Below are 12,514 nucleotides of genomic sequence, written 5' to 3'. Positions count from 1 at the left end.
TATGGCAACTAGGAACATTAGTTATGAAATTATTACCTTCATTAACCGCTGCAGCATTATCTGTACTTATGGTAACAGGCTGTTCACAGCCAGCTGAAGAGACTTCAACTGCTGATGGCGAGGCAAACAAAAGCGCTACTAAGTTTATTACTATTGGTACAGGCGGTGTTACTGGTACTTATTACCCCACTGGTGGTGCTATTTGCCGTATGGTTAAAGCTGCTGAATCTCCAATTCGCTGTTCAGTGGAATCCACAGGTGGTTCAGTTTATAACGTTAATACGATCAAAGCCGGCGAGCTTGATTTTGGTATTGCTCAAAGTGATACCGTTTACCAAGCCTTAAATGGTAAAGGTAAATTTGCGGATGCACCTGTTAAAGAGTTACGTAGTGTATTGGCTATTTATCCTGAATTGTTATCATTAATCGTTCGTAAAGATTCTGGTATTGAAAAACTTGAAGACGTGAAAGGTAAAAGAATTAACGTTGATGTACCAGGTAGTGGTAACCGCATGACTGCTGAAGCCGTATTTGCAGCAAGCGGCATTAGTATCGATGATTTGGCTTTTGCTAATGAGCTAAAGGCTTCTGAAGGCCCAACCATGCTTAAAGATAATAAAGTTGATGGTTACTTCTATATGGTTGGTCATCCAACAGCCAACATCAAAGACGCAGCTAATTCAGTTAAAATTAACCTTGTGCCCATTGAAGGTCCCGGTGTTGACAAGCTAGTTGCTGACAACCCTTACTATGCTAAAGGTACAATCTTAGCGGAATACTACGAAGGCGTTGAAAAAGACGTACCAAGCTTGGGTGTAAAAGCGGTTCTAGTGACTCGTGAAAATATGGCTGATGATGCGGTAGCAACCATCACTCAAGCAATTTTAGACAACTTTGATGAGTTTAAAGAGTCTCATCCTGCTTATAAAAACATTACTAAAGAGTCTTTATTAGAAGGCTTAGCGATTCCTCAGCATCCAGCGGCAGTGGCTGTGTTTGAAAAAGCTGGCATTGCTGTTGCAGCAGCGCCTGCCTCTTAATTCGTTCATGATGTCGTAGTCTGATTAATAAGCACAGGTAATTTATCTGTGCTTATTTTTTTAGAAAATTATGTGGAGAGCACCATGAATAAAAACAAACCTCAAACGGAATCTGATATCAGTGCAACTGCTGATAACGCCATTAACACAACCGCTGACAATGATATTAATAATGCAGAAATCGATGTAGCCGATGTACTAGAGGGCAAAAGGGTTCTACCTATTGATTCTTTTGGCCATAGGCTAATTGGTTTTATTGCTTTTTTCTGGTCATTTTTTCAACTATATGTCGTATTACTACCTGTTAATGACGTTTTTGTACGGTCGATACATTTAGCGTTTGCCTTAGTGCTGACATTTTTCATGTACCCCATGTTTCGTACCAAAAAAACGATGAGCAGTATTCCGATATGGAACTATGCACTCGCCATTGCCGCCGCGGGCACTTCACTATACATCTTTATATTCTATAACGAGCTCAACTCCCGTTCAGGGGCTTGGCTACCTGTAGATGTCTATGTTGCTATTGCTGGCATCATATTGCTGTTAATGGCTTCTAGACGAGCGTTAGGGCCTGCACTGGCTATTATCGCTATTGCGTTTTTAGGTTATGTGAAGTTTGGGCAGTTTATGCCAGACATGATTTCACATCAAGGCGCTAGCGTTAAAAAAATGATGGGGCAGATGTTTCTAACCACAGAGGGTATCTTCGGTGTACCGCTTGGGGTTAGTGCCAGCTATGTGTTCTTATTTGTCCTGTTTGGCGCTTTGCTTGAGCGTGCAGGGGCGGGTAAATACTTTATTGATTTGGCATATGCCGCGCTTGGCCGTTTCGATGGTGGCCCTGCTAAGGCTTCAGTTGCTGCATCAGGGATGATGGGTATCATCTCTGGGTCTTCGATTGCGAATACAGTGACGACAGGTACGTTTACCATTCCTCTGATGAAGCGTCTTGGGTTTCCAGCGCACAAAGCCGCTTCGGTTGAAGTGGCAGCATCAACTAATGGTCAGCTTATGCCTCCCATCATGGGCGCGGCAGCGTTTATCATTGCTGAGTTTTTAGGCATGGACTACGCTGGCGTTATTATGGCAGCGGCTATTCCTGCTTTTGTGAGCTATATTGCGCTATTTTATATTGTGCATTTGGAAGCAAAAAAACTAGGTATTAAAGGTGAGGCTAAAGATCGCTTGCCTAAAGTTTGGACGGTGTTTGTCAGCGGTCTACATTTCCTACTGCCTGTATTCTATCTCATGTACACATTAGTTGTGCTTCGTATGTCGCCACAGCGTGCAGCATTTAACGGTATTTTAGTGTTAATGGCGATTATGGTTGTCCAGCCGTTTATTAAATCTATCTATTTTAAAACAGGTACCAGCTTTGTAGATAACACAAAAACAGCTATTGTTGATATTCTATCTGGCATGATCAATGGTGCTAAAAACATGGTACCTATTGCCATTGCAACAGGTGTGGCAGGTATCGTTGTAGGGTCTGTAACCATTACTGGTATTGGGCTTATCCTAGCAGATGTTATTGAGGTGTTATCAGGTGGCTATATTTTAGCAGTGCTTATGCTTACAGCCATTGTTTCACTTGTTTTGGGTATGGGTTTACCAACAACGGCAAACTATATCGTTATGGCGTCGCTGACAGCTCCAGTAATTCTTGGATTAAGTGGCGATTTGGGTTATATGGTGCCTGCTATTGCCGCTCATTTATTTGTTTTTTATTTTGGGATCTTAGCCGATGACACCCCGCCCGTTGGTATGGCGGCTTATGCGGCAGCAGGTATTGCCAAATCTGACCCAATCAAAACAGGGTTGCAAGGCTTTGCATATGATATCCGTACAGCCATCTTACCCTTTATGTTTTTCTTTAATAGTAAGCTACTGTTGATTGATGGTGTTGATCCTGCTAATCCAAAAGATCCCTCTGGTTGGCAGTGGATCACTAATCCATTTGAAATCGCTTTAATTTTTGGTATGGCAGTTTTAGGTATGTTGGCCTTCTCATCTGCAACACAAAGGTGGGTGCGTGTACAAACTAACTGGCTCGAAATTGCTTTGCTAATTTTGGTAACCTTATTAATGATGATACCCAATATTGTCATGGAAGTACTGAGTTTGCCGCATGAATACATTAGCTATTTGATAGGTTTGGCTATTTATGGCGCAATATATTTTAGGCATATGAAAGTCCATAAATCACAACTCAATAGACTGAAGCCAGTTTAAGTTGAAGTGACTTAATCATGTTCGCATAACAAAGCCCTACCTAAAAAGGTAGGGCTTTTGGTTGATAGACCATTAAAATATTGCTTAGCTAGCATCAACTAAAAATTAACGCACTTTTGTCAGTTGCATTTCCATCTTTTTACCATCGTTATTCTGTATAACTTTAACGGGTAAGTAGTCTAATTCAGGTGCTAACCAAAAGCTGGTAGAGCGGTCTTTATACTCATGCACGCGATCAACTCGAACGGTGTTAAAAGTACCTGCTGGAACCGTGATTTTTGTGTTGCCTGCTTTTCTAAAAGGTGTCTTTTCAATTTTATCTTTTTTAACCATGTAGTAGTTGCCAGAAAACTTACCACTCATTAAGTCTTGTCTAATTTGTGCCTCTAGACTCAAGTCATCAAAAGCTCTGTTAGGGGCATCAAACGTATTTGTTTTTCCCTTATAGGTGCTTTTAACCTTTTTGCCGGCAGAGCTAAACCTTATATTGTGAGTCCGGCCAACACCAAATAGTTTATAAGAAGTACTGGCGCTTGAAGGTATTACTTTGTTGCCATTTAGAGTAAAAGTACTATTTTGAGATGCGGAAGCCACACCAGCCACTCTTGCATTCACTTTATAATGCCATGTATCACCAGATTTAGTTAAGCGGCGAGTGGCAGACCCTTTATACTTGTCTTCAACGGTAAAACTATAATCAGCAGTAGACGGCGCTAGTGATGCCGCCATAGCTACACTCGAGGTTAAAGCAGTCACTGTGGCTAAGCCCACGCCAGTTGCTGCTTTTTTAAATTGTCTACTCGTTAGTTCATTTAACATGTATTTATCCTTACATTACATCTTTAACTGATATTATTTATAAGTGTAGTTTGTCTTATTTCCAAGGCATGTATTGATTAGTTTTTGTGAATAATTCTTTCTAAGGCAATTATTGCATAACTACTAGAAACCATAAAAGGCGACATCGTCGCCTTTTTTTAACGAAGCTATAGTTATTAACGAAGCTATAGTCAACCAGTTTTAAAGTGGATATCAAGCAAGTGAGTACAAGTGTACCAAGTTTTACTGCAAGGGATCTTAAAGCTGTAATTATTCAAAACTGGTTTGGCTATAACTGACTATTTCAGTTTAATTTAGTGGCTTCCATTAATAGTACGCAGCATTTCTTCAACCATTTTCTTCGCATCGCCGAAAATCATCATCGTTTTATCTAGGTAAAACAAAGGGTTATCAAGGCCAGCGTAGCCAGTACTCATAGAACGTTTTATTACCATAACTGTTTGTGCCTTAGACGCATCTAAAATAGGCATACCAAAAATAGGGGAGTTAGGGTCATCTTTAGCAGAAGGGTTAACAACATCGTTTGCCCCAATCACTAATACAACATCCGTACTTGGGAAATCTGAATTAATCTCATCCATCTCTAAGATATCATCATAAGGTACGTCAGCTTCGGCAAGTAATACATTCATATGACCGGGCATACGACCGGCAACAGGGTGGATAGCAAAACGAACATTGACGCCTTCTTCTTTGAGTAACTCATAAAGCTCCTTTACCGCATTTTGAGCACGCCCTTGAGCCATACCATAACCAGGTACGATAATAACATCGCTGGCATTACTCATTAAAAAGCCGGCATCTTCAGCAGATCCTGATTTATAAGTTTTAGGCACACCATCATCATCGCCGGCCGTTACCGCAGCGGTACCCATACCACCAAACAATACATTAAGTAGTGATCGGTTCATGGCTTTACACATAATGTAAGATAAAATAGCCCCTGAAGAACCCACTAAAGAGCCAGCAATAATGAGCATTGAGTTTCCTAAGGTAAAACCAATGCCAGCTGCAGCCCAACCAGAGAAGGAGTTAAGTAAAGACACTACGACAGGCATATCGCCACCACCGATAGGCGCAATCCACATCCATCCAAAGACAACAGCCAATAAGGTCATCGCATAAAATGCTGGCATAGATTCACTAACAAAATACACGCCGCCGAAAGCTATCATCGCAATAAATAAGATTAGCTGAACCGGTTTAACCCATGCTCCGCTAATTGTTTTTGCCCATTTTTTAGCCGCCAGTTTACCAAAAGCAAATACTGAAGCTGAGAAGGTAATAGCACCAATAAAACAGCCAATAAATAGCTCAACACGCGCAATCGTACTGTGTTCGTGTGTTGTATTTAATACAGTAGCAAGTGCGATAGCCACCGCTGCCAAGCCAACAAAAGAATGCATTAGAGCCACGGTTTCTGGCATTTGAGTCATAGCCACTGTTTTTGCTTTCCAAATACCAACCAATGCGCCTAATATCATCGCACCAATAATCAACCATAAGACAGGGCCTTCTGCTAAAAAGAAGGTTGTCAATACAGCAATTGCCATAGCAGCCATACCAAAACGGTTACCTCTAATGGCAGTTTTAGGGCTTGATAAGCCGCGCAAAGTAAGAATGAAAAGAATAGCACCTACTAAATAAAACCAATCCGCGTGAGCAGCAATCCAATTCATCTGTGTTAAATCAGCTACGTTGTTCATGCGTCTGCTCCTTTGCTATCTGCTACAGGTTTAACCTTTTTATCTTTAGGTTTAAACATAGCAAGCATACGTTCGGTTACTGCAAAACCACCAAAAATATTAATACTGGCTAAAAAGACAGCAAATGCACCTAATAAACTGGTGACGCTAATAGCACCACCATCGATATAGATGGTCTGTATCATGGCACCGACAATCACAATGCTTGAGAGTGCATTGGTAACTGCCATAAGCGGCGTATGCAAAGCTGGTGTAACGCCCCAAACCACATAGTAACCCACGAATATGGCAAGTACAAAAATGGTAAATATTGCCACAAAAGGTGTGCCACCAGTTATGGCCACACCCAAGGGTGCGGTTGCTAATACTGTAGCAAGCATAATGTTCTCCTAATTTCTTTCTAAAATATCCGTATGTAAGCGTTTAATATCAAACTAATGATATGTAAAAGCAGTTGTTGGATGTATCCCTTATTTTCGCTGCAAACGCACTTCACCATTATGGGTTACTGCCAAAGCACCTTGAATGTCATCTTCAAGATTAATCGCTAGAGCATTGTCATTATCTTTATCAAATAGTGTGGTAATAAAATTGACTAAGTTATTGGCATACAAGTCAGAGGATTGAGCGGCCAATGTCGCTGGAATGTTAGCGGCACCAACAATACGTACACCATTTTCCGTTACCACTGTTTTGCCAGATATAGTACCTTCAACGTTACCACCTGAGCTTGCGGCCATGTCAATAATCACTGAACCAGCTTTCATTTTATCTAAAGTTGTTTTATGGATAAGGCGAGGTGCATTTCGTCCTGGAATCTGTGCAGTGGTAATGATAATGTCAGCATTAGATGCGGCTTTATCAACAACTTTAGCTTGGTCTTTCATATATTGTTCTGAAGGGGTCCATGCGTAGCCACCTGTAGATTTGGCTTTCTCTTTTTCTTCATCGCTCATCGGCACATCAAGCCACTTACCTCCCACAGACTCAACTTGATCTTTAACTGAAGGACGTAAATCACTGGCTTCTACCACAGCGCCTAGACGTCTAGCAGTGGCAATGGCTTGTAGGCCTGCGACACCGACGCCAAGTACGATAACTTTGGCTGGTTTTACGGTGCCGGCAGAAGTCATGAACATTGGGAAGGGGCGGGCATATTCATTGGCTGCCATTAGTACCGCTTTATAACCAGCAAGGTTGGCCTGAGAGGACAAGACGTCCATATTTTGAGCACGCGATAAAGTGCGGGGCAATAATTCCATTGCAAATGCCGTAGTCCCTTGCTTTGCGTAGGCGTCTAATTGGTCATTACGGTACGGGTCCAGCATACCAATAACAATACTGCCATTTAATAGCTGAGCAATTTGCTCAGCTGTTAAATTCTGTACCACACAAATAATTTCCGACTGGCTTAATACTTCAGACTCGCTAGCAATTTTAGCACCTGCATTTGCATAAGCGGTATCATCGTAATAGGCATGTTGGCCTGCACCAGCTTCGATAATTACCTCATGACCAAGCTTTATAAGCTTTTTTACCGAGTCTGGAGTGATCGCAACACGGCCTTCAAATGCCTGTTTTGCTTGAGTTGTGCCTATTATCATATTCGCTCCTAGCTGTGTATAGTTGATCTAAAATTTCTAACGCATTCACATCCAAATTTTTAATGCCGTTAAATTAGTTCATAAAAAACCTCTGGTTACTTTAAGTAGAACCAAAGGTTATCAATTTAATAAATGGTTTAGATATAGTCATCAATAATATTTATTATAGGGAGATAAATCAAAAGATTTCATTGCAGAACTATGACCGACCAGTAAACTAACGTTACAATATTAACATTTTTAGCGATTATTCAAGAGAGTAGCACATAACAGAATTATATGGTTTATAGAAATTAGTAAAATTTAAGTTATAAAACCAATCAATTGCATCATTACTGTTCGCTCAACAAAAGTTATGATAGGCTTAAATTATTCAAATCACTTGTGTACTGATAAAAAAAGTAGAATTAATAACAATGTCTAAATAAAATCATTTGAATAAGGATCAGTGTATGTACTTTGTATTATCTCCAGCAAAGAGCCTTAACGAAACCGATGATGTACCGGTAAAGGTCGGGAACTACTATAGTCAACCAGAGCTTATTGAGAATTCACAAGAGCTTATGAAGGTTTTAAAGTCAAAAGAGCCGACTGATCTACAACAGCTGATGAGCATATCTGATGACCTAGCTCAGCTAAATGCCCAACGTAACCAGGAGTGGGCATGGAGTGAAGAGGCGCCTTTTGATGATGATAACGCCAAACCAGCGGGTTATCTATTTGATGGTGATGTCTATACTGGCCTCGATATGTATCATATGGATAAAGAGACAGTTGTATATTTAAACGAGCATCTTGGGATTCTATCGGGATTATATGGTGTGCTTAAACCGTTAGATTTAATTAAGCCGTATCGTTTGGAGATGGGTACTAAGCTTGAAAATGAGCAGGGCGATAACCTATATGAGTTTTGGGATACGCTTATTACTGATGTTATCAATCAGCGTATGCAAGATACTGCCAAGCAAGGTGAGGATAATGTGCTCATTAACCTAGCTTCCAACGAGTACTTTAAGTCGGTTAAGAAGAAGGAGCTTGAAGCCGATATAATTACGCCGCGTTTTGAAGATGAAAAAAATGGCAAATTTAAGGTCATCAGCTTTTATGCCAAAAAAGCACGCGGTTTGATGGTAAAGTATGCAGCCGATCATAAAGTCACTAAAGCAGAGGACTTAAAGAAATTCGATTTAGCAGGGTATTACTACGTCGAAGAAGCATCGGATGATAAAACGTGGACATTTAGAAGGAACGAGGCGGATCAGTAGCCATTAAGGTTTTATTATCAATTTAGTTATTTTGACACTCTATCAACTATTATAAGTAAAATTCCAGCCTCTTATCAATAAATCACATAAAAAACCCCGATAAGCCAAAGCCTATCGGGATTTTAAATGCAGTCTTGAATGGCAAGTTTATGGGGGTCGCTAACAAAGTAGGACTAGGAAGTCTAACGCAGATTGTATATATGATACCTCCAGTTAGAGTGACAACGTCCTACAAAGTTAGCGGGCACATAAACAATTACATCATGCCGCCCATACCACCCATGCCGCCCATACCACCAGCACCGCCCATGCCAGCCATTGGATCGCTGTCATCTACTTTATCGGTGATCATCGCTTCAGTGGTTAACATTAAGCCAGCAACAGATGCCGCATGCTCAAGGGCAGAACGAGCCACTTTAGCAGGGTCAAGGATACCCATCTCTAGCATATCGCCATAAACACCAGTTGCCGCGTTATAGCCATAGTTACCAGAGCCATTCTTCACTTCGTTCACTACCACAGAAGCTTCATCGCCTGCGTTAGTGACGATTTGACGTAATGGCGCTTCCATAGCACGGCGTAAAATGTTGATACCCGCATTTTGGTCATCATTATCGCCAGTTAATTCGCTGATAGCGCTCATCGCACGAACGAGAGCAACACCACCACCAGGCACAACGCCTTCTTCAACCGCAGCACGAGTGGCATGAAGCGCATCATCTACACGGTCTTTCTTCTCTTTCATCGCAGTTTCAGTAGCAGCACCAACTTTAATAACCGCTACGCCGCCTGACAATTTAGCCACACGCTCTTGCAGTTTTTCTTTATCATAGTCAGAAGTTGATTCTTCGATTTGACGATTGATTGAGTCAACACGCGCGCTGATATCTGCTTTATCACCAGCACCATCAACAATAACCGTGTTTTCTTTACCAACGGTTACTTTCTTAGCTGTACCTAAATGCTCAACAGTAGCCGTCTCTAAGCTTAAACCAACTTCTTCAGAGATAACCGTACCGCCAGTAAGCGTCGCGATATCTTGCAACATCGCTTTACGACGATCGCCAAATCCAGGGGCTTTAACCGCACACGTTTTTAAACCGCCACGCATGTTGTTCACAACTAGAGTCGCTAGGGCTTCGTTTTCAACATCTTCAGCAATGATTAAAAGTGGCTTACTTTGTTGCATCACTTGCTCAAGTAATGGCACGATTTCACGAATATTGCTGATTTTTTTATCAACAAGCAAGATGAAAGGATTTTCAAACTCAGCGGTTAAGCTGTCTTGTTTGTTAGCAAAGTATGGGCTGATATAGCCACGGTCAAACTGCATACCTTCAACCACTTCTAAAGAATCTTCAAAACCAGATCCTTCTTCAACAGTGATCACGCCTTTTTTACCAACTTTCTCCATTGCTTCAGAGATAAGCTCACCAATTTTGGTATCAGAGTTAGCAGAGATTGAACCAACCTGAGCAATTGCTTTATGGTCATCAGCTGGCGTCGCTAATTTATGAATCTCTTCAACTGAGGCAAGTACCGCTTTATCAATACCACGCTTAAGATCCATTGGGTTCATGCCGGCCGCTACCGACTTCATACCTTCTTGTAAGATAGACTGAGCCAATACCGTTGCTGTAGTCGTACCATCACCCGCTACGTCATTGGTTTTGCTCGCCACTTCACGCACAAGCTGAGCGCCCATGTTTTCAAATTTATTCTCAAGCTCGATTTCTTTAGCAACAGAAACACCATCTTTAGTGATAGCAGGTGCGCCAAAAGACTTATCGATAACCACATTACGACCTTTAGGTCCTAGGGTTACTTTAACAGCGTTTGCTAGAACGTTAACGCCGTCCATCATCTGTTTACGAGCGTCAATGCCAAACTTTACTTCTTTAGCCATGAGAAAACTCTCCAGTTATTTTAGTTGATTAAATTATTTTTAATTAATGATATTATTTTTGAAATTGGTGTTATAAATCAATGACACTGATTATAAAAAAGCGGTAATTAACCTTCTAACACACCTAATACGTCAGACTCTTTCATAATCAATAACTCTTCACCGTCAACTTTTACAGTTTGACCCGCATATTGACCGAATAAAATAGTATCGCCAACTTTAACGTCTAAAGCACGAACGTCTCCGTTTTCATTAATCTGACCATTACCCACAGCAAGCACTTCGCCTTGAGACGGTTTTTCTTGTGCAGAACCGGGTAATAAAATACCACCAGCGGTTTTTTGTTCTTCTTCCACACGGCGGACAACGATGCGGTCATGTAAAGGGCGAATATTCATTGTTCACTCCATTAAAAATAGTTGATTTTGATTGAATTAAAAGCACCCATATCCCTCATAAAGTAATATTTTTTTGCAAAAATTCAAGTCAATTTGAATATATTGTTATGAGCTATGGGGTTGTACTAAAAATGGGGTTAAGTAAGGATAGTTTCAACCTAAAAAAAGTATTTTTTTTCAAATCTGCCTGACAGTCGGGCTAAGTGTCTATAGACTAAAGTAATAAAAACAGAATAAATGTTGAAAACAAATTTTAAAAAAGTTAAGGGAGGCCAGAATGAATATGCTAATGCGTTATTTTATAATGATGACTTTACTAAAGCATGAGCTAAAAAAAATTAAAACCAACGAGACAACCACAACGCTGACCAATGAGCAATTATTTACCCCCTTTATCAAAACCAGTCGTGTATTACCGCATGATATGGGCTTTCGCAACCACCTCCCGAACTATCGCTATTTATCTTTCATTGAACTCAATATCACGGCGTGGCTAACTCAATGCCAACATGCAAAAGGCATGAGTGCTTCAAAGGACAAGCTCTTTTGGATATTGGCCATGCAAGAAATGGTTTACCTTAAAGAGATTAAATTTTTGGATAAAATAAAAGTCACAACAACCCTTGAAGGTTGGGATAAAAAGTACATTTATTTTCAGCATCATTTTTCAGTGAAAAACAACGATATGGCAATAGGGTTGTCCAAAGTTGTGCTGATGAACAAAGCAGGTAAAAAGTTCAAACCTGACGTTTTGGATATGACGGGCAATCATCTGACAGACATCATCGATACGTGGAACGCCAACCAACTCGCTATCAAACAACAGTAGTCTTGCGTGTGGCGCTAATATATTTTGGAGCCATTCTCGCTTTGCGTTACTATCTTGGTTTGCACTAGGCGAGTCGCTACACGTTACCCTGTTCCTGCTCCGCGATAACAGGTTAACGCTAGCGTCTCAGCCCAGTGCTGTACCAAGTATATCCACTGCAATCGAGGCTAAACTGCCTTGTTAAAGCAACGTTTATCATTCTTAACACGACCTAAATCAAACACCGTATCTATGTTAAAATCTCAGCTATATAATCAATTTTTTTGACACACTTGTAACTTGAAAAAATTGTCCCTTCCTATTTCAACACTCATCTTTAAATAAGGACACCATCATGAACCAAAAACTAAAATGGACAGACAGCTTAGACATCGCCATCGAACTTTATGAAAAGTTTCCTGAGACTGACCCACAGTATGTTCGCTTTACCGATTTGCACCGCTGGGTAACTGAATTAGAGAACTTCGACGATGATCCAAATCGCTCGAATGAAGGTATTTTAGAAGCCATTCAGATGAATTGGATTGATGAAGCTGATTAGTCTGTTTTTTTAGTCATTAGCCTGTAAGTTAACACTAGATATAAACCTAAAAAGATTGCCGCCTTCCTTTTTTAAAGGAAGGGTGTGGGATGGATTTCGTAACTAATAAGCTTTTGTGTGAACAAAAACTTTTATCTATCAATTAATATA

At 40.6% G+C, this 12,514-nt stretch carries 11 protein-coding genes; 5 read left to right on the top strand and 6 right to left on the bottom strand.

From position 1 onward, the window contains the following. The first annotated feature begins 23 nt into the window (after positions 1–23). Positions 24–1,040 carry a TAXI family TRAP transporter solute-binding subunit gene (locus AC2SLN_RS07760; protein ID WP_486550847.1) on the top strand — a complete coding sequence of 339 codons (1,017 nt, stop codon included), beginning with the start codon at positions 24–26 and terminating at the stop codon, positions 1,038–1,040. Positions 1,041–1,124: 84 nt separating this feature from the next. Next, a complete protein-coding gene (locus tag AC2SLN_RS07755; RefSeq protein ID WP_486550849.1) occupies positions 1,125–3,275 on the top strand; it encodes a TRAP transporter permease in 2,151 nt (716 codons plus the stop codon). A 105-nt stretch (positions 3,276–3,380) separates the two neighbouring features. Here the strand turns inward: AC2SLN_RS07755 and AC2SLN_RS07750 are convergent, their stop codons facing one another. From AC2SLN_RS07750 to AC2SLN_RS07735, 4 genes are all read right to left on the bottom strand, one after another. Then, positions 3,381–4,094 carry a DUF3108 domain-containing protein gene (locus AC2SLN_RS07750; protein ID WP_486550851.1) on the bottom strand — a complete coding sequence of 238 codons (714 nt, stop codon included), beginning with the start codon at positions 4,092–4,094 and terminating at the stop codon, positions 3,381–3,383. 314 nt (positions 4,095–4,408) lie between these two features. Next, on the bottom strand, positions 4,409–5,794 hold the full coding sequence (locus tag AC2SLN_RS07745) for an NAD(P)(+) transhydrogenase (Re/Si-specific) subunit beta (protein WP_486531445.1): 1,386 nt from the start codon (positions 5,792–5,794) through the stop codon (positions 4,409–4,411). A 23-nt stretch (positions 5,795–5,817) separates the two neighbouring features. Continuing rightward, complete coding sequence (locus AC2SLN_RS07740) at positions 5,818–6,201, bottom strand: proton-translocating transhydrogenase family protein (protein WP_486531429.1); 384 nt, start codon at positions 6,199–6,201, stop codon at positions 5,818–5,820. A 90-nt stretch (positions 6,202–6,291) separates the two neighbouring features. After that, positions 6,292–7,425, bottom strand: a complete 1,134-nt coding sequence (locus tag AC2SLN_RS07735) for a Re/Si-specific NAD(P)(+) transhydrogenase subunit alpha (protein ID WP_486550853.1) — start codon at positions 7,423–7,425, stop codon at positions 6,292–6,294. Positions 7,426–7,877: 452 nt separating this feature from the next. Here AC2SLN_RS07735 and yaaA point away from each other — a divergent pair, with 452 nt between their 5' ends. Beyond that, complete coding sequence (yaaA, locus tag AC2SLN_RS07730; protein WP_486550855.1) at positions 7,878–8,690, top strand: peroxide stress protein YaaA; 813 nt, start codon at positions 7,878–7,880, stop codon at positions 8,688–8,690. Positions 8,691–8,946: 256 nt separating this feature from the next. Here yaaA and groL read toward each other — a convergent pair whose 3' ends face one another. Then, positions 8,947–10,596, bottom strand: coding sequence for a chaperonin GroEL (gene groL, locus AC2SLN_RS07725; protein ID WP_486550857.1), 1,650 nt, complete (start codon positions 10,594–10,596; stop codon positions 8,947–8,949). A 107-nt stretch (positions 10,597–10,703) separates the two neighbouring features. Continuing rightward, the gene (groES, locus tag AC2SLN_RS07720) at positions 10,704–10,994 is read right to left on the bottom strand and encodes a co-chaperone GroES (protein ID WP_486550859.1); all 291 of its coding nucleotides are present in this window, start codon (positions 10,992–10,994) and stop codon (positions 10,704–10,706) included. 277 nt (positions 10,995–11,271) lie between these two features. Between groES and AC2SLN_RS07715 the strand changes: the two genes are divergently transcribed. Then, complete coding sequence (locus AC2SLN_RS07715; RefSeq protein WP_486550861.1) at positions 11,272–11,823, top strand: acyl-CoA thioesterase; 552 nt, start codon at positions 11,272–11,274, stop codon at positions 11,821–11,823. Between the two features lie 334 nt (positions 11,824–12,157). Next, positions 12,158–12,364: a Fe-S cluster assembly protein IscX gene (gene iscX, locus AC2SLN_RS07710; protein ID WP_486550863.1), complete on the top strand. Its 207-nt coding sequence runs from the start codon at positions 12,158–12,160 to the stop codon at positions 12,362–12,364. The last annotated feature ends 150 nt before the right edge of the window (positions 12,365–12,514 follow it).

It is taken from the genome of Psychrobacter sp. CX90 (assembly GCF_057396305.2).
Note: the sequence above shows the minus strand (reverse complement) of the source record. Positions and strands in the feature narration are given on the sequence as shown.